17 protein-coding genes are annotated in these 16,472 nt (G+C 69.4%); 8 read left to right on the top strand and 9 right to left on the bottom strand.

Annotated elements, in window-relative coordinates; genetic code table 11:
* Positions 1 to 121: 121 nt before the first annotated feature.
* Complete coding sequence (locus SY26_RS03815; RefSeq protein WP_045999305.1) at positions 122 to 2,008, top strand: propionyl-CoA synthetase; 1,887 nt, start codon at positions 122 to 124, stop codon at positions 2,006 to 2,008.
* On the opposite strand, the gene aroA is transcribed toward SY26_RS03815, so the two are convergent.
* A complete protein-coding gene (gene aroA / locus SY26_RS03820; RefSeq protein ID WP_045999306.1) occupies positions 2,005 to 3,336 on the bottom strand; it encodes a 3-phosphoshikimate 1-carboxyvinyltransferase in 1,332 nt (443 codons plus the stop codon). The genes SY26_RS03815 and aroA overlap by 4 nt on opposite strands.
* A 119-nt stretch (positions 3,337 to 3,455) precedes the next feature.
* Between aroA and SY26_RS03825 the strand changes: the two genes are divergently transcribed.
* Entirely contained in the window at positions 3,456 to 4,169 is a 714-nt protein-coding gene (locus tag SY26_RS03825) for a DNA alkylation repair protein (protein WP_052715111.1), read from the top strand.
* Here SY26_RS03825 and SY26_RS03830 read toward each other — a convergent pair.
* Complete coding sequence (locus SY26_RS03830) at positions 4,157 to 4,636, bottom strand: hypothetical protein (protein ID WP_045999307.1); 480 nt, start codon at positions 4,634 to 4,636, stop codon at positions 4,157 to 4,159. The genes SY26_RS03825 and SY26_RS03830 overlap by 13 nt on opposite strands.
* Before the next feature lie 117 nt (positions 4,637 to 4,753).
* Between SY26_RS03830 and moaA the strand changes: the two genes are divergently transcribed.
* Positions 4,754 to 5,761 carry a GTP 3',8-cyclase MoaA gene (moaA, locus tag SY26_RS03835; RefSeq protein WP_045999308.1) on the top strand — a complete coding sequence of 336 codons (1,008 nt, stop codon included), beginning with the start codon at positions 4,754 to 4,756 and terminating at the stop codon, positions 5,759 to 5,761.
* A gap of 62 nt (positions 5,762 to 5,823) precedes the next feature.
* Here moaA and ispG read toward each other — a convergent pair whose 3' ends face one another.
* From ispG to SY26_RS03860, 5 genes are all read right to left on the bottom strand, one after another.
* The gene (ispG, locus tag SY26_RS03840; RefSeq protein ID WP_045999309.1) at positions 5,824 to 6,957 is read right to left on the bottom strand and encodes a flavodoxin-dependent (E)-4-hydroxy-3-methylbut-2-enyl-diphosphate synthase; all 1,134 of its coding nucleotides are present in this window, start codon (positions 6,955 to 6,957) and stop codon (positions 5,824 to 5,826) included.
* A 62-nt stretch (positions 6,958 to 7,019) separates the two neighbouring features.
* Positions 7,020 to 7,682: a thiamine diphosphokinase gene (locus SY26_RS03845; RefSeq protein WP_045980811.1), complete on the bottom strand. Its 663-nt coding sequence runs from the start codon at positions 7,680 to 7,682 to the stop codon at positions 7,020 to 7,022.
* Positions 7,683 to 7,690: 8 nt separating this feature from the next.
* Positions 7,691 to 7,900 (bottom strand): DUF2842 domain-containing protein, encoded by a 210-nt coding sequence (locus SY26_RS03850; protein WP_045980810.1) that lies wholly within the window; start codon positions 7,898 to 7,900, stop codon positions 7,691 to 7,693.
* Between the two features lie 87 nt (positions 7,901 to 7,987).
* Entirely contained in the window at positions 7,988 to 9,280 is a 1,293-nt protein-coding gene (locus SY26_RS03855; RefSeq protein WP_045999310.1) for an adenylosuccinate synthase, read from the bottom strand.
* A 165-nt stretch (positions 9,281 to 9,445) separates the two neighbouring features.
* Complete coding sequence (locus tag SY26_RS03860) at positions 9,446 to 9,661, bottom strand: SlyX family protein (protein ID WP_045980808.1); 216 nt, start codon at positions 9,659 to 9,661, stop codon at positions 9,446 to 9,448.
* A 58-nt stretch (positions 9,662 to 9,719) separates the two neighbouring features.
* Here SY26_RS03860 and hisS point away from each other — a divergent pair, with 58 nt between their 5' ends.
* The 3 genes from hisS to hisG are packed head-to-tail and all read left to right on the top strand — an operon-like array spanning position 9,720 to position 12,951.
* The gene (gene hisS / locus SY26_RS03865; protein ID WP_045999311.1) at positions 9,720 to 11,201 is read left to right on the top strand and encodes a histidine--tRNA ligase; all 1,482 of its coding nucleotides are present in this window, start codon (positions 9,720 to 9,722) and stop codon (positions 11,199 to 11,201) included.
* Entirely contained in the window at positions 11,198 to 12,259 is a 1,062-nt protein-coding gene (locus SY26_RS03870) for an ATP phosphoribosyltransferase regulatory subunit (RefSeq protein WP_369799392.1), read from the top strand. Before hisS ends, SY26_RS03870 begins: the two co-directional genes overlap by 4 nt.
* A complete protein-coding gene (hisG, locus tag SY26_RS03875; protein ID WP_045999312.1) occupies positions 12,256 to 12,951 on the top strand; it encodes an ATP phosphoribosyltransferase in 696 nt (231 codons plus the stop codon). The genes SY26_RS03870 and hisG overlap by 4 nt, the downstream gene beginning before the upstream one ends.
* Before the next feature lie 16 nt (positions 12,952 to 12,967).
* On the opposite strand, the gene SY26_RS03880 is transcribed toward hisG, so the two are convergent.
* Positions 12,968 to 13,876: a nickel/cobalt transporter gene (locus SY26_RS03880; RefSeq protein ID WP_045999313.1), complete on the bottom strand. Its 909-nt coding sequence runs from the start codon at positions 13,874 to 13,876 to the stop codon at positions 12,968 to 12,970.
* The gene (locus tag SY26_RS03885) at positions 13,873 to 14,538 is read right to left on the bottom strand and encodes a DUF1007 family protein (protein ID WP_045999314.1); all 666 of its coding nucleotides are present in this window, start codon (positions 14,536 to 14,538) and stop codon (positions 13,873 to 13,875) included. Before SY26_RS03885 ends, SY26_RS03880 begins: the two co-directional genes overlap by 4 nt.
* A gap of 154 nt (positions 14,539 to 14,692) precedes the next feature.
* On the opposite strand from SY26_RS03885, the gene SY26_RS03890 reads away from it, so the two are divergent.
* Positions 14,693 to 15,652, top strand: a complete 960-nt coding sequence (locus SY26_RS03890; RefSeq protein ID WP_084693667.1) for an alpha/beta fold hydrolase — start codon at positions 14,693 to 14,695, stop codon at positions 15,650 to 15,652.
* A gap of 63 nt (positions 15,653 to 15,715) precedes the next feature.
* Entirely contained in the window at positions 15,716 to 16,375 is a 660-nt protein-coding gene (locus SY26_RS03895) for a glutathione S-transferase family protein (RefSeq protein WP_045999315.1), read from the top strand.
* Positions 16,376 to 16,472: the final 97 nt, after the last annotated feature.

Raw genomic sequence — 16,472 nt, forward strand, 5'->3', positions numbered from 1 at the left:
CGTTCTGTTTGCAAACCCGATCGCCGGATTTCTGCTAATCAGCGCATTGTCACGCCGCTAACAAGGTTGCGCGACGCCCCCCTTCCTGCGTAACAAAACCCAGGTTCAGGGAGGGGAGTCCATGTCCTATCAAGATCTCTACGCGCGCTGGAAGGCCGATCCCGAGGCGTTCTGGATGCAGGCCGCCGATGCCATCGACTGGACCCAGCCCCCAAGCCGCGCGCATTTCGACCAGGGCCCCGCCGGGGAGTGGTTCGCCGACGGCATGGTGAACACCTGCTGGAACGCCATCGACCGCCATGTCGCGGCCGGTCACGGCGACCGCCTGGCGGTGATCCATGACAGCCCGATGACCGGCAGCGTCAGTCGCCTGACCTATGCCCAGCTGCAGGACCAGGTGGCCCGGCTGGCGGGTGTGCTGGCTGCGCGCGGCATCGGCAAGGGCGACCGGGTCATCATCTACATGCCGATGATCCCCGAGGCGATGCAGGCGATGCTGGCCTGCGCCCGGATCGGGGCCATCCATTCGGTCGTCTTCGGCGGGTTCGCCGCGCATGAACTGGCGGTGCGCATCGACGACGCCAAGCCCCGCGCGATCATCGCCGCAAGCTGCGGGCTGGAGCCGGGTCGGGTCGTCCCCTACAAGCCGCTGATGGACCGCGCCATCGACGAGGCCGCCCACAAGCCGGACTTCACCATCGTGTTCCAGCGCCCCGAATGCACGGCCGACATGGTGGTGGGCCGCGATCTGGACTGGCGCCAGGCGGTGGCGGACGCGCACCCTGCCGACTGCGTCCCGGTCGAGGGGAACCACCCGGCCTATATCCTCTACACCTCGGGGACGACGGGCCAGCCCAAGGGTGTCGTGCGCCATACCGCGGGGCATCTGGTCGCCCTGGCGTGGAGCGTGCCGAACATCTACGGCATCGGGCCGGGCGACGTGTTCTGGGTCGCGTCCGACGTGGGCTGGGTCGTGGGACACAGCTATATCGTCTATGGACCGCTGATCGCGGGCGCGACGACCGTGGTGTTCGAAGGTAAGCCCGTCGGCACCCCCGACGCGGGCACGTTCTGGCGGGTGATCGCGGACCACAAGGTCAAGTCCTTCTTCACCGCGCCCACCGCCATCCGTGCGGTCAAGCGCGACGACCCGGAGGGCCGGCTGGTCGGCAAGTACGACCTGTCCGGCCTGCAGGCCTTGTTCCTGGCGGGCGAACGCGCCGACCCCGACACCGTCACCTGGGCCGAGGACCGGGTCAAGGTTCCGGTGATCGACCACTGGTGGCAGACGGAGACCGGCTGGCCCATCGCCGCGAACCCCTTCGGCGCGGGGCTGATGCCCGTGAAAAAGGGCAGCCCGACCTTGCCCATGCCCGGCTACGACGTGCAGGTCCTGGACGAGGCCGGGCACCCGGTCGCACCCGGCACCTTGGGCGCGATCGCGATCAAGCTGCCCCTGCCGCCCGGCACCCTGCCCACGCTGTGGAACGCCGAGGATCGGTTCAACCGCGCCTATCTGCAGCATTTCCCCGGCTTCTACGAGACCGGCGATGCGGGTTACGTCGACGATGACGGCTATGTCTGGATCATGGCGCGCACCGACGACGTCATCAACGTCGCGGGCCACCGCCTGTCCACGGGCAGCATGGAGGAGGTCCTGTCCAGCCATCCCGCCGTCGCGGAATGCGCGGTGATCGGGGTCGCCGATCCGCTGAAGGGACAGGCACCCCTGGGCCTTCTGTGCCTGAAGAAGGGGGTCGAGACCGAGCATGCCCAGGTCGTGGCGGAGGTGGTGCGCATGGTCCGCGACCGCATCGGGCCCGTCGCGGCCTTCAAGACCGCCTGCGTCGTCGACCGCCTGCCCAAGACGCGGTCGGGCAAGATCCTGCGCGCGACCATGGCCAAGATCGCCGACGGCGAGACGGTCAAGGCGCCCGCCACCATCGACGACCCCGCCATCCTGGACGAGATCCGCCGATCCCTGGCCGGGATCGGCTATCCCGCCTAGTCCAGCGTCGCACCCAAGCGGGTCATCAGCGGCACGAAGTCAGGGAAGGACGTGGTGATCGGCCCCGCGTCGTCGATGGTGACGGGCTGCTGGGTCGCAAGGCCCAGGATCAGGAAGCTCATGGCGATGCGGTGGTCCAGATGGGTCACCGCATGGCCGCCGCCCGCCACCTGCGCCGCGCCGTGAACGGTCATGGTGTCGCGCGTGTCCTCGACCGTGACGCCGTTCGCGCGCAGGCCCACGGCCATCGCGTCGATCCGGTCGCTTTCCTTGACGCGCAGTTCCGCGACGCCGTTCATCACCGTGGTGCCTTCGGCGAACGCGGCGATCACCGACAGGATCGGGAATTCGTCGATCATGCTGGCCGCACGATCGGCCGGGACGGTCACGCCCTTCAGCGGGCCGTGGCGCACCAGCAGGTCGGCCACGGGCTCTCCGCCCTCCTCGCGCGGGTTCTCGAAGCTGATGTCGGCGCCCATCTCCAGCAGGGTCACGTACAGGCCGTCCCGCGTCGGGTTGCGGCTGACGCCCGGCACGCGAATTTCGGACCCCGGCACGATCAGCGCCGCAGCCACCGGAAAGGCCGCACTGGACGGATCGCGCGGCACGGCCACGGGCTGCGGGCGCAGTTCAGGGCGGCCAGTAAGGGTGATCTTGTGGCCGTCAGGCGTGGTCTCGGTCCGGATCTGGGCGCCGAAACCGGCCAGCATGCGTTCGGAATGATCGCGCGTGGGTTCGGATTCGATCACAACCGTGTCGCCCGGCGCGTTCAGCCCGGCCAGCAGGATCGCCGACTTGATTTGGGCGCTGGCCACGGGGGTGCGATAGGTGACGGGCACCGGATCGGCCGCGCCCTGGATGGTGATGGGCAGACGCCCCCCCTCGCGCGCGGTGATCTGGGTGCCGAACTGCGACAGCGGGTCCGTCACCCGCGCCATCGGACGACGCGACAGGCTGGCGTCGCCGGTGAAGGTCACACTGATCGGCGTGGTCGCGACCGCACCCATGATCAGACGCACGCCGGTGCCGGAATTGCCGCAATCGATCACCTCGGCCGGGCTGGAGAAGCCGCCCACGCCCACACCATGCACCGACCATTCCCCCGGCCCGTGCTGCGTCACCTGCGCACCAAGCGCCTGCATGGCGCGGGCGGTGTCCAGCACGTCCTGGCCTTCCAGCAGGCCGGTGATGCGCGTCTCTCCGACGGCCATCGCGCCCAGGATCAGGGCACGGTGGCTGATCGACTTGTCCCCCGGCACCAGCGCCTCGCCCGACAGGGGGCCGGAGCGGCGGGCGGTCATCGGACGGGGGTCTGCGGAATGCGACATGGGCCTACCTCGTGGTTTTGCCGCGCCTTTTAGCCCGCCCGGAGCGCCCCTGCCACCATCATCTTGAGGCCGGCGCCCCTACGCCCTAGAAGGGGGCCAATCACGGATTGGAGAATCCCATGCAGGAACTGGACCGGCTGCGCGACCTGGCCGACCCCGAACGCGCCGCCCGCGCCAGTGCACGCCACAAGCGTGATCGAGAGACCCTGGGCATCACCCCCGCCGCGCTGGAGGAGGTCGTCGCCGAATGGCGCGCGGAACGCGATCTGGACGCGCGCATCGCGCTGGCCGAGGCGCTGTGGGACAGCGACGTCCACGAGGCCCGCCTGGCCGCCGCCCGCCTGCTGGTCCAGGCCCGGATGCGGCCCGACGACGCGGCCTGGGCCGCGATCATGGACTGGGCGCCGCAGATCGACGGGGCCGAGATCGACGATGCCGTGATGACCGCCGCCGCGCGGCGCGTGGTCGCCGATCCGACCCGTCTGGATCAGATCACGGCATGGGCCGGCAGCCGGAACCCGTGGCTGCGCCGGGGCGTGATGCTGGCCACGCTGCCCTGGGCCAAGATGAACAACCCCAAGCCCGAGGATCTGGAGATTCGGGAAAAGGTTCTGCAGCTGATGCTGCGCCTGGCGTCCGACCGTCACGGCGGCGTGCGTCAGGCGGCCAAGCTGTGGCTGCGCAACCTGGAAAAGCGCGACCCGGACCGCGTCGCCGTTTGGCACAGCGCCCACGAAGCGATGGCCGCGCCCGAACCGCAGCCTGAACCCCAGGCCGAGGACGCGCCGCAATCCGACGACGCGCCCCGCCCTGACGGCGATCAGGAGCGGTAGACTTCCAGCGTCGGCAGGTCGGTCAGCGGCACGCCCAGCAGCTGCAGTGCCGGCAGCGACACCTGACTGCCCGTGCCCGATCCCGACAGGGGCCGCAACTCGACCTGCGCCGACTTGCCTGTGGCGGGGTTCACGATGCGCCCCTGCACGGGCGCATCGACCAGGGGCGTCTTCATCCAGAACCCACCCTCGGACGGGTTGCCAAGCGATCCGACGGTCGTGCCAAGCCGCGTCTCGGCCGTGGCCGGGGCCTGGGCGGCGGCTACGCGCTGTTCGGGCGTCGTGGTGTCCAGCTGTGCGGGTGTCGCGCGTGCTGCGGGCCGGGGGCTGGGCGCGCGCGTCACGGCCGTCGCGGCCGCGGTCTGGGCCGCCGTCGCCTTGGGTGCTTCGGGCCGGTTCATCGTCGCGGCCATCTGGGTGCATCCGGCCAGCGACAGGCCCAGGACGGCAAGGGGGATCAGGCGCATCGGCGTCTCCTTCGATCATCGTTGCCGCAGATTAGTCACTCCAGCGTGGCAAGGTCCACCACCCGACCCATGAATCCCCGCCTTGTGACCGCAGTCCGGCGCGCCTAGATATGGGGGATGGACATGCACCCGCCCCTGATCGACCCGTTTGCCCGCCCCATCACCTATCTGCGGGTGTCGGTCACCGACCGCTGCGATTTCCGATGCGTCTATTGCATGGCGGAACACATGCAGTTCCTGCCCAAGGCCGATCTCCTGACGCTGGAGGAGCTGGACCGCCTGTCCACCGCCTTCATCGGCCTGGGCGTGCGCAAGCTGCGCATCACCGGAGGAGAGCCACTGGTCCGTCGCGGCATCATGGGCTTTTTCCGCAACGTGTCACGTCACCTGGGGAACGGCCTGGACGAGCTGACCCTGACCACCAACGGCAGCCAGCTGGCCCGACACGCGGCGGAACTGGCCGATATCGGCGTGCGGCGCGTAAACGTGTCGCTGGACACGCTGGACGCCGACAAGTTCGCGGCGATCACCCGGTGGGGCCGCCTGCCCCAGGTGCTGGAGGGGATCCGCGCCGCGACCGCTGCCGGCCTGCGCGTCAAGATCAACGCCGTGGCCCTCAAGGGCGTCAACGACAGCGAGCTGTTCGATCTGGTGCAATGGTGCGGCGACGAGGGTCACGACCTGACCTTCATCGAGGTGATGCCCATGGGCGAGATGGGAGAGGAGGACCGGCTGGACCAGTACTGGCCCCTGTCCGACCTGCGCGCCCGGCTGGCCGAACGCTTTACGCTGCTGGATCTTGCCGAACGCACGGGCGGCCCGGCCCGTTACGTCAGGCTGGCCCAGACCGGACAGAAGATCGGCTTCATCACGCCCCTGACCCACAATTTCTGCGAAAGCTGCAATCGCGTGCGCGTCACCTGCACCGGAGAGCTGTTCATGTGCCTGGGCCAGGAGGACAACGCCGACCTGCGCGCGCCCCTGCGCGCCAGCGCCGACGACGAGGCCCTGCGCCAGACGATCCGCGCGGCCATCGCGCGCAAACCCAAGGGTCACGACTTCGACTATTCCCGCCAAGGCGTCGTAGGCCAGATGACCCGCCACATGAGCCATACCGGCGGCTGACAGGGCGCGCCTGCGGTGGGTCCGGGGGGCGCCAGCGCCCCCGGCCCTCGCGGGACGCAACCCTACTCGGCGGCGGCTTCCGCGGCGCGCGCCTCGGCGTCCAGGACCTCGGCCCGTTCCTCGACCAGCCGGACGATGTGATCGACCATCTGGTTGTTCGACAGCTTGTGGCTTTGCTTGCCGGCCATGTAGACCATGCCCGACCCGGCCCCGCCGCCGGTGAATCCCAGATCGGTCATCAGCGCCTCGCCCGGTCCGTTCACCACGCAACCGATGATCGACAGGCTCATCGGGGTCTTGATGTGCTCCAGCCGCTTTTCCAGCGCCTCGACCGTGCGGATCACGTCAAAGCCCTGCCGTGCGCAGCTGGGACAGCTGATGATCTGCACCCCGCGCGTCCGCAGGCCAAGCGATTTCAGGATCTCAAAGCCGACCTTGACCTCCTCGACCGGATCGGCCGACAGGCTGACGCGGATCGTGTCGCCGATCCCCATCCACAGAAGGTTGCCCAGGCCCACCGCCGACTTGACGGTGCCGCCGACGAAACCGCCCGCCTCGGTGATGCCCAGATGGATGGGTGCATCTGTCGCCTCGGACAGCTGCTGATAGGCCGCCGCCGACAGGAACACGTCGCTGGCCTTCACGCTGATCTTGAACTCATGGAAATCGTTGTCCTGCAGGATCTTGATATGATCCAGCCCGCTCTCGACCATCGCGTCGGGACAGGGCTCGCCATATTTCTCCAGCAGGTGCTTCTCCAGGCTGCCTGCATTCACGCCGATGCGGATCGAACAGCCGTGGTCCTTGGCCGCCTTGATGACCTCGCGCACGCGGCTTTCGTCCCCGATGTTGCCGGGGTTGATGCGCAGACAGGCGGCGCCCGCCTCGGCAGCCTCGATGGCGCGCTTGTAGTGGAAATGGATGTCGGCCACGATCGGCACAGGGCTCTCGCGGCAGATCTCGCGCAGCGCGCGCGTCGTCTCCTGGTCCGGGGCGCTGATGCGCACGATATCGGCGCCGGCATCCGCCGCGGCGATGACCTGGGCCAAGGTCGCCTTGACGTCGTGGCCGTTGGTGTTGGTCATGGTCTGCACGCTGATCGGGGCATCGCCACCGACGGGGACCTTGCCCACCATGATCTGGCGCGACTTGCGGCGCTCGATGTTGCGCCAGGGACGGATCGGGTTCAGCGACATGGCAAGCCTCCGGGGGTTCGCCCCTCAGATAAGCCATGCAGGCCGCAACGACAACCGCCCCCTCAGCGCTGCATCGCCGTCAGCACCGTTCCAAGACAGTCTCGGGGCAGCATCAGCAGCATCGGCCCCTGCACCCGCAGGCTGACCAGCCCCGTCGCCCGGTTCGAGGTGCCGACCCGCTGGCCCGGTGCGAAATCGATCCCGTCGATGGGCCATTCCAGGCCCTGGCTGCTGCCGCGCGCCGGTCCCATCGGGTACAGGGACACCCGCGTCCCGGGCATCAGCGGCAGGGTCAGGCGCGGCGGGCACAGCACGATCACGTCATCGCTGGCCAGCATGACGACGCGCGGGACGCCGGGCTGGACCATCACCGTCAGCGCGGCCAGCGTATGGTCCAAGCGCAGCCCCGCAAAACCAACCGCCATGACCAGCGGCGCGTCGATTCGTCCTAGGCATTTGGCGAAATCCGTGCTGTCCTGCTCCGCCACCTCCAGCACGCGGGCCGCCGGAACCGACCGCCGCGCCGGGTCCGAGATGCTGTCCAGGTCCCCGATCACCCAGTCCGGCGCGTGCCCCAGGGCCAGCGCCCGGTCCGCACCCCCATCCGCCGCAACCAGCAGGGGCGCGACAGACAGCGCCACCGACAGATCGGCGGGCGTCACCATGCCGCCGCCGATCACGGTGACCCCGCGCAGGTGGCGGACCGGTCGGGGCTGGTCCACCATTCCCGCCCTCAGCCCTTGCCGACGCCGCTGAAGACGCGCTTGAACGGCAGCGCCCACAGCACGCCAAGCGCGACGTAGATCAGCAGCTCGATCCAGATCGGCTGGCGTCCGAACCGCCCGTCCAGCCAGTTCATCAGCGACACCGCCGCGACGACATAGGCGGGCATGCCGATCACCAGGATCAGGATGGACAGCCGCTTGCGGGTCTTCAGTTCCATGTCGTCTGGCTCTTTCCTCGGTATCCCCGAACGCGCCCCAAGGGGGTCCGGGGGACAGGATGTCCCCCGGCACGTCGCGGGACGCAATCAGTCGGCGAAGGGATCGGTCACCAGGATCGTGTCGTCACGCTCCGGGCTGGTCGACAGCATCGCCACGGGGCACTGGATCAGCTCCTCGACGCGGCGCACGTACTTGATCGCGGCGGCCGGCAGGTCGGCCCAGCTGCGCGCCCCGGCGGTCGATTCGTGCCAGCCTTCCATCTCCTCGTAGATCGGGCGCACCTTGGCCTGCAGCGCGGCCGCCGTCGGCAGATAGTCATACGTCACGCCGTCGATCTCGTAGCCGGTGCAGATCTTCAGCGTGTCGAACCCGTCCAGCACGTCCAGCTTGGTCAGCGCGATCCCGTTCACGCCGCTGATCGCGCAGGTCTGGCGCACCAGCACCGCATCGAACCAGCCGCAGCGGCGCTTGCGGCCCGTGACGGTGCCGAACTCGTGGCCCCGCTCGCCAAGGCGCTGGCCGTCGGCGTCGTCCAGTTCCGACGGGAACGGACCTTCGCCCACGCGGGTGGTGTATGCCTTGACGATGCCAAGGACAAAGCCGATCGCGCCCGGCCCCACGCCCGTGCCACTTGCCGCCGCCCCCGAGGTCGTCGTGGACGAGGTCACATAGGGATAGGTGCCGAAATCGATGTCCAGCAGCGATCCCTGCGCGCCCTCGAACAGGATCCGTTTTCCGGCCTTGCGGGCGTCGCCCATGATCTTCCAGACGGGCTGGGCATAGGGCAGCAGCTTGGGCGCCACCTCCATCAGCTTGGCCTTCAGCTCGGCGCGGTCGATAGGCGTGGCGCGAAGACCCGCGCGCAGCGCGTCGTGGTGGGCCAGCAGGCGGTCCAGGCGGCTGTCCAGCGTCTCCTCGTCGGCCAGGTCGGCGACGCGGATCGTGCGGCGGCCGACCTTGTCCTCATAGGCGGGGCCGATGCCGCGGCCGGTCGTGCCGATCTTGGCCTTGCCGGCGGCCTCCTCGCGCAGCTTGTCCAGGTCCTGGTGCAACGGCAGGATCAGCGGCGTGTTCTCTGCGATCATCAGGTTCTCGGTCGAGATGGCGACGCCCTGCCCCGCCAGCTTGTCGATCTCCGAGAAAAGCGCCCAAGGGTCCAGCACGACACCGTTGCCGATCACGGCCAGCTTGTTCTCGCGCACGATCCCCGAGGGCAGCAGCGACAGCTTGAAGACCTTCTCGCCGATGACCAGCGTGTGGCCGGCATTGTGACCGCCCTGAAAGCGCGCGATGACATCGGCGCGTTCCGAAAGCCAGTCGACGATCTTGCCCTTGCCCTCGTCGCCCCACTGGGCTCCGACAACCACAACATTGGCCATGAGCGATCCTTTTCGTTGTCCGAAGTTCTTTTCAGCCCGGCATTAGCGCATCGGGCACGGCGGGGAAAGCCGCTTTGTCGGGACCCTGCCGGAAGGCGGCAACCGCGGGCGCTTCGCCCCCCGGACCCCCCGGATGGTATTTGGTCAAAGAAGAAGCGGGCGGTCTCAGTAATGCGGCGGGCGCTGGTCGGCCAGCGCGACGCTGCCCGCCGCATCTGCCTGACGCTCGGCCTCGGCCAGCAGCAGTTGATCCAGGCGCCGGGTGACGCGGGCAAGGTCGCGGTCCTGTCGGGCGATGACCTCGGACAGCTCGTCCGTCAGCCGCGTCAGATGGGCCAAGGCCTCCTCCAGCTGATGCAGGCGGTCCTGCTGCTTGTCCATGTCGTCACCTTCCGTTACAGCGGCGCCTGAATATGGGCCCGAAAAGGCGACTGATACCATGGCAAAAGACAAGAAGCAGCCCCGTCCCAAGGCCGAGACGCCCAAGGGGTTCCGCGACTATTTCGGGCAGGACGTGACCGAACGGCGCGACATGCTGGACCGCATCGCGCAGGTCTATCACCGCCATGGTTTCGATCCGCTGGAGACGAGCGCCGTCGAGACGGTCGAGGCCCTGGGCAAGTTCCTGCCCGACGTGGATCGGCCCAATGCCGGCGTCTTTGCCTGGCAGGAGGAGGCGGTGCCCGGCGGCGGCACGGCGGGCGACTGGCTGGCGCTGCGCTATGATCTGACGGCGCCCTTGGCGCGCGTCGCGGCGCAGTACCGCAACGACCTGCCCAGCCCGTACCGCCGCTTTGCGATGGGACCGGTCTGGCGCAACGAAAAACCCGGGCCGGGTCGGTTCCGCCAATTCTATCAGTGCGACGCGGACACGGTCGGGTCAGCCTCGGTGGCGGCGGATGCCGAGATCTGCGGCATGCTGGCCGATGCGCTGGAGGCCGTGGGCATCGACCGCGGCGACTATCTGGTGCGGATCAACAACCGTAAGGTTCTGAACGGCGTCCTGGAGGCGGCAGAGGTCCGCGAGGATCAGGCCGAGGATGTGCTGCGCCAGATCGACAAGTTCGACAAGGTCGGTCGCGAGGGCGTGCTGGCCCTGCTGACCACGGGCCGCCTGGACGACAGCGGCGCGCGCATCGATGGCGTGGGCCTGTCCGAGGCGCAGGCGGGGCCGGTGCTGGCCTTCCTGGAGGCCAAGGGCGCGGACAACGCCGCGACGCTGGACAACCTGTCGGCCGCCGTCGGCGGATCGGCCATCGGCACCGAGGGCGTGGACGAGCTGCGCCAGATCGCCGCGATGCTGGCCGCGATGGGCGTGGCCGAGGATCGCGCCGTGATCGATCCGGCCGTGGTCCGGGGCCTTGGTTATTACACCGGCCCGGTCTTCGAGGCCGAACTGACCTTCGAGATTCTTGACGAAAAGGGCCGCAAGCGGCAGTTCGGATCGGTCGCGGGCGGCGGCCGCTATGACGGGCTGGTAGAGCGTTTCACCGGGCAGAAGGTCCCGGCAACCGGGGTCAGCATCGGCGTCGACCGTCTGCTGGCCGCTTTGCGCGCCAAGGGTCTGGCCGGGGCCCAGGTCGCCGGTCCCGTGGTCGTGACCGTGATGGACCGCGACCGGATGTCGGATTACCAGGCCATGGCCGCCGATCTGCGCGCCGCCGGCATTCGTGCCGAGGTCTATCTGGGCAACCCCAAGAACTTTGGCAACCAGCTGAAATACGCGGACAAGCGCGGCGCACCCGTCGCGATCATTCAGGGCGGGGATGAAGCGGAACGCGGCGTGGTGCAGGTCAAGGACCTGATCCTGGGCGCGAAGATCGCCGCAGAAGCCTCTGTAGAGGAATGGAAATCCCAGCCCGCCCAGACCGAGGTCGCGCGCGCCGACCTGGTCGCCGAAGTCCGCAGGATCATCGGATGATCCCGAAGCAGGCCAAGCAGGCGGTCGGACAGCGGCTGCTGTCGCGGTTCCGCGACGCCGGTGCGACCGAGATCGCGCCCGACATCCTGCTGCCCGCGGGCGACCTTCTGGACCTGTACGGAGAGGACATCCGCGCCCGCGCCTATGTCACCCTGGACCCGATCCGTGGAGAGATGATGCTGCGCCCCGACTTCACCGTGCCGGTGGTCCAGGCGCACATGCAGAACGGCGCCGATCCGGCCCGCTACTGCTATCTAGGAGAGGTGTTCCGCAAGCAGGACACGGGCGACACCCGCCCCGCCACGCCGCGCGACCACGAATACCTGCAATGCGGGTTCGAGCTGTTCACCCGCGATCCCCAGGCCGATGCCGAGGTCTTTGCGCTGTTTCACGACGCGCTGGCGCCCCTGGGCCTGCAGGCGCGCATGGGCGACATGGGCCTGCTGCTGGATGCGGTGCGCGGCCTGCCCCTGACCGAGGCGCGTTCGGTGGCGCTGCTGCACCACATCTGGCGGCCGGGCCGCTTCGCGCGCCTGCTGGCGCGGTTCTCGGCCCCGTCGATCGCACGGGAGTTTCCCGACCTCACCATGTCCTGGGCCGGGATGCGGACCGAGGACGAGATGATCCGCCGCATCGCCCGCCTGCAGTCGGACGTGGCGGTGCCGCCCTTGGCCCCGGTCTGGACCGACAGGCTGGAGCGTCTGTTCGCCCTGCGCGCCCCGGCGCCGCAGGCCCTATCGACGCTGGCGGACCTGGCCCGCGACATGCCCGCCATCGCGCCGGCGGTGGCCCGCATCCGCGACCGCCTGGACGCCATCGCCGCGCGCGGCATCGACCTGCAGACGGTGATCTTCGACGCCAGCCACGGGCGCACCACGATGGAATATTACGACGGCTTCACCTTCACGTTCCAGGCCGACCGCGCCGGATGGCCGCCGGTCGCATCGGGCGGGCGCTATGACGCGCTGACCCGCGTGCTGGGCCGCGGCCGCGAGATCCCCGCCGTGGGTGGCATCATCCGCCCCGGCCTTGTTGCCGAACTGGAGGCGCAGGCATGATCCGTCTTGGCGTGCCGTCCAAGGGGCGGCTGATGGAACAGACCTTCGACTGGTTCGCCGACCGCGGCGTGCGTCTGTCGCGGGCCGGGTCCGACCGCGAATATGCGGGCCGGGTCGAGGGGGTCGAGGGTGTGTCGCTGGTCCTGCTGTCGGCCGGAGAGATTCCCCGCGAACTGGCCGCCGGCCGGATCGAACTGGGCGTGACCGGCACCGACCTGGTGCGCGAAAAGCTGGCCGGATGGTCAAGCGACCTGGTCGAGGTCGCGCCGATGGGCTTTGGACATGCCGACCTGATCCTGGCCGTGCCTGACTGCTGGCGCGACTGCACGGACCTGGACGATTTCGCAGCCATCGCGCGCGATTTCCGGGCCGAACATGGGTTCCGTTTGCGCATCGCCACGAAATATCACCGCCTGGTCCGCGCCTGGCTGTCCGCCCACGAGGTCGCCGACTATCAGCTGATCGACAGCCAGGGCGCGACCGAGGGCACGGTCGCCAACCTGACCGCCGAAGCGATCGCCGACATCACCTCGTCGGGCGAGACGCTGCGCGCCAACAACCTGCGCATCCTGGACGAGGCGCCGATCCTGCGGTCGCAGGCGACGCTGTTCGCCAGCCGCGCGGCGATGGGCCCGACAATGGACGCGCTGATCGCCCGGTTGGTGCCGCCGCAGGCAGACCGGTCAGCCTAACCCCGCAGAATCCGCGTCAAAGCCACGGTAGCAGCACCGCGACCGAGATCGCCGCGATCAGCACTCCTGCGCCCAGTTGCAGCGTTCCGGGCAGCCAGCGCGCGGCGCCCGCCCAGGGGCCGTGTTCGGGCAGCAGGGCAAAGCTGCCGCGCCGCGCCCAGACCGCCAGGCAGGCGACCGCGACCGTCACCACCGCGGTGCCTAGGCCCATCGCCAGCGTCCCCAGGATGCCCATCCCGAAGATGCCCATCCGCCAGGTCAGGATCAACAGGAACAGCGCTCCGGTGCAGGGGCGCAGCGCGATGCCCGCCACGACCAGCACCCCGTCGCGCAGCGACCGCGTCTGCGCTACCTGCTGCGGCGTGGGGCCATGCGCATGGCCACAGCCGCAGGCGTCGCCGTGGTGGTGATGGTGGTGGTGATCCGCCCGCGCCTGCGCGCGCAGCATCGACAGGCCGCGCCATGCCAGCCACAGGCCGACCGACGCGACCAGGACCGTGCTGGCCTGCACCATCGCGACCTCCGACAGGTCGGTCAGGGTCTGGCGCCCCAGGTCCAGGATGGTGATGCCGCCCCAGACCAGGGCTATGGCCGTGCCCGCCTGCGCCAGCGACGATGCAACCGACAGCCCGGCCAGCCGCGCCAACGGCACCTGGGCGCCGAACCCATAGCTGCCGATGATCACCTTGCCATGCCCCGGCCCGACCGCATGGGCGACGCCATAGGCAAAGCACAACCCCAGCAGCGACGCGACCGCCCCCGGCTGGCCCGACCGCAGCGCCCGCAAGGCCCCGGCCATCGCGTTCTGGACGGCCCGCTGCTGGTCGGTGGCCCACCGCTCGATCCCGGCCAGACCGCCGCCCAGCCACAGCGCCACCAGCGTCAGGGCGACAACCAGCCCCGTCAGGGCGACGGCGCGCCTCATGACCCTGCGCCGCAGCGGACCTGCACCGAATCCGCGCCGGTGGCGCCGATGTCCACGGTGATCAGGTCCGCCTCCTCGGCGCTTTGGCCGTCGCCCAGAGCCTCGCCCACCGCGCGGGCATAGGCATCGGCGGCGGCATAGGGATCGCCCATGCGCAGATCGACAGCGCAATCGTCCCGCGCGATGGCCGGGGGTTCGGGGATGCTGAACTGGACATAGTATTCGGGGTCATAGACCTGAATCGTCAGCGGACGGTTCCCGTCCAGCGGCTCGGCCAGCGGTCGCACATGGGCCGAGATCACCCGCCCGTCCTCATAGCGGGCGGCGAAATCCTGCGGGCCGTCCAGCGCCAGCCTGCGGCCGTCCGCGTCCAGAAACAGCCGCCCGTCAAAGCCCGGCTCCCAATCCGCGTCGAAGCCCTGCAGGGCCGCCTGTTCGTCGGTGGTCAGGACGCCGTCGCCATCGGGGTCCAGGCCCAGATCCTCGATGATCAGCAGGGAATAGAATTCGTCATAGGCCCATTCGACCCCCACATGGGTCAGCGCCCCCGCCGCGTCGTGACGCAAGGACAGGCCCGCGTCGATGAACACATGCGGATGGGCCGACGCGCAAAGCGGCGCGACGATCAGCAGGGCGGACAGGCAGGACACGCGCGGCGACATCGGCAGGACACCTTGGCAAGGACGGCGGTTCCAGTTACCCGCGTGCGGCGCGGCTTGCAAATCACCGCTTTGCCAGCCCGGCGGAAAATCACGCGGGCGCCGCAACCCCGCGGCGGGTTCGGACGTGTCTGGATGCAGAGGAACAGGGGACGGCATGAAACGACGGGCATTCACGATGGCGGGGCTGGCGTTGGCGCTGACCGGTTGCGGGCGGATCGTCGATGCCCGCGCCACCGCGCGCGAAACCGCGTTCGAGGCCGAATTCCCCCCCACCGGACAGCTGATCCAGGTGCAGGGCCGCACCGTGCATGTCGACATCCGCGGCAGCGGTCCCGACCTGATCCTGCTGCACGGGGCCAGCGGGAACAGCCGCGATTTTACCTTCGCCCTGGCCGACCGCCTGGCGACCCGGTACCGCGTCCTGGCCTTCGACAGGCCGGGGCTGGGCTGGACGGACGCTATCGGCGCACAGACCGACAACCCCATTGCCCAGGCCGAACTTCTGCGCGCCGCCGCCGACCAGTTGGGCGTGCGCCGACCCGTGGTGCTGGGCCACAGCTATGGTGGCGCGGTTGCGATGGCCTGGGGCCTGCGCGCACCGGGCGACACGGCGGCGCTGGTGATCGTGTCCGGGGCGACGATGCCTTGGCCCGGCACGCTGACCGGATGGTACGCATTCCTGGAGACGCCCCTGGGCGACCGTGTCGGGCCACCGCTGCTGACCGCCCTGGCGCCGGTGTCCCTGGGCAACCGGATCATGGCGGGCATCTTCGCGCCCCAGCCCGTACCCCCGGGATATGCCGACTATATCGGCGTGGGGCTGGCCGCGCGGCGCGGCAACTATCGGGCGAATGCGTCGCAGATCAACGGGTTGCGCGCCTATCTTCGCGTCATGGCGCCGCAGTATCCGCGCCTCACGACGCCGGTAGAGGTGATCCATGGCGGTCAAGACAGCATCGTGCCCGCCGACATTCACGCCCTGCCCCTGGCAGAGGCGCTGCCCAACGCCGCGCTGACGATCCTGCCCGATCAGGGCCACATGCCCCAACATGGCGATCCGCAGGCGATCATCGACGCCGTCGACCGCGCCAGCGTCCGCGCGGGCCTCCGCTGACGGGGGCTTGCAGCGCCCGCGCCCGCGTCCCAAGGTGGCCGCCAAACCAAACCGGGGGCCATCATGCTGACCATCCACGGCGTCACCCGCTCGCGTGCATCGCGTGTCGTGTGGCTTTGTCACGAACTGGACCTGCCCTTCCGGCAGGTGCCCGTCATCCAGGCCTATCGCATCGGCAATGCCGACGCGCCCGATGCACCGCCCAACACCCGCAGCCCCGATTTCCTGGCCCTGTCCCCCGCGGGCGCCATCCCGGTGATCGAGGACGAGGGACTGGTCCTGTCCGAATCGCTGGCGATCACGCTGCATCTGGCGCGCAAGCATGGCGGCCCCGCAGGCCCGCAGGATTACGCCGAAGACGCGCTGATGACCCAGTGGTCGATCTATGGCGCAACCGCGATCGAGCCCGACGCACTGACCATCCTGATGCTGCACAACCGCGGCACGCTGCAGTCGGCCGATGACGTGGGGATCGTGGCGGACGCGGCCGAACGGCTGGTCCGGCCGCTGAAGGTGCTGGAGGATCATCTGGCAACGCATGCCTATCTGGTGGGCGGCCGTTTCACCGTGGCCGACCTGAACCTGGCCGAGATCGTCCGCTATGCTCAGGGACACGGCGCGCTGATGCAGGGGTTCCCCGCGATCCGCGCCTGGCTGTCGGCCTGCCAGGACCGCCCGGCGTTCCAGGCGATGTGGGCCGCCCGCATGGCGGAGCCGGAATAGGCGCAATCCTTTGGGGCGGGGCGCGCAGGGGACACAACCCCTTGCCGCCCGCCCCCGCGCCATGAGATAAGCGCCGCGATCCAAATCAGTGAGCGAC

Origin of the sequence: Paracoccus sp. 228 (assembly GCF_000967825.1) — a bacterium.
Taxonomy (GTDB): Bacteria; Pseudomonadota; Alphaproteobacteria; order Rhodobacterales; family Rhodobacteraceae; genus Paracoccus; species Paracoccus marcusii.

Bases quoted from the DNA above. Each gene is read 5' to 3' on its own strand.
- moaA (WP_045999308.1), top strand. From the start codon at position 4,754: ATGGACATGCACCCGCCCCTGATCGACCCGTTTGCCCGCCCCATCACC.
- SY26_RS03880 (WP_045999313.1), bottom strand. From the start codon at position 13,876: ATGAGGCGCGCCGTCGCCCTGACGGGGCTGGTTGTCGCCCTGACGCTG.
- hisS (WP_045999311.1), top strand. From the start codon at position 9,720: ATGGCAAAAGACAAGAAGCAGCCCCGTCCCAAGGCCGAGACGCCCAAG.
- SY26_RS03895 (WP_045999315.1), top strand. From the start codon at position 15,716: ATGCTGACCATCCACGGCGTCACCCGCTCGCGTGCATCGCGTGTCGTG.
- SY26_RS03890 (WP_084693667.1), top strand. From the start codon at position 14,693: ATGAAACGACGGGCATTCACGATGGCGGGGCTGGCGTTGGCGCTGACC.
- hisG (WP_045999312.1), top strand. From the start codon at position 12,256: ATGATCCGTCTTGGCGTGCCGTCCAAGGGGCGGCTGATGGAACAGACC.
- SY26_RS03850 (WP_045980810.1), bottom strand. From the start codon at position 7,900: ATGGAACTGAAGACCCGCAAGCGGCTGTCCATCCTGATCCTGGTGATC.
- SY26_RS03870 (WP_369799392.1), top strand. From the start codon at position 11,198: ATGATCCCGAAGCAGGCCAAGCAGGCGGTCGGACAGCGGCTGCTGTCG.
- SY26_RS03885 (WP_045999314.1), bottom strand. From the start codon at position 14,538: ATGTCGCCGCGCGTGTCCTGCCTGTCCGCCCTGCTGATCGTCGCGCCG.
- SY26_RS03825 (WP_052715111.1), top strand. From the start codon at position 3,456: ATGCAGGAACTGGACCGGCTGCGCGACCTGGCCGACCCCGAACGCGCC.
- aroA (WP_045999306.1), bottom strand. From the start codon at position 3,336: ATGTCGCATTCCGCAGACCCCCGTCCGATGACCGCCCGCCGCTCCGGC.
- SY26_RS03860 (WP_045980808.1), bottom strand. From the start codon at position 9,661: ATGGACAAGCAGCAGGACCGCCTGCATCAGCTGGAGGAGGCCTTGGCC.
- ispG (WP_045999309.1), bottom strand. From the start codon at position 6,957: ATGTCGCTGAACCCGATCCGTCCCTGGCGCAACATCGAGCGCCGCAAG.
- SY26_RS03855 (WP_045999310.1), bottom strand. From the start codon at position 9,280: ATGGCCAATGTTGTGGTTGTCGGAGCCCAGTGGGGCGACGAGGGCAAG.
- SY26_RS03830 (WP_045999307.1), bottom strand. From the start codon at position 4,636: ATGCGCCTGATCCCCCTTGCCGTCCTGGGCCTGTCGCTGGCCGGATGC.
- SY26_RS03845 (WP_045980811.1), bottom strand. From the start codon at position 7,682: ATGGTGGACCAGCCCCGACCGGTCCGCCACCTGCGCGGGGTCACCGTG.
- SY26_RS03815 (WP_045999305.1), top strand. From the start codon at position 122: ATGTCCTATCAAGATCTCTACGCGCGCTGGAAGGCCGATCCCGAGGCG.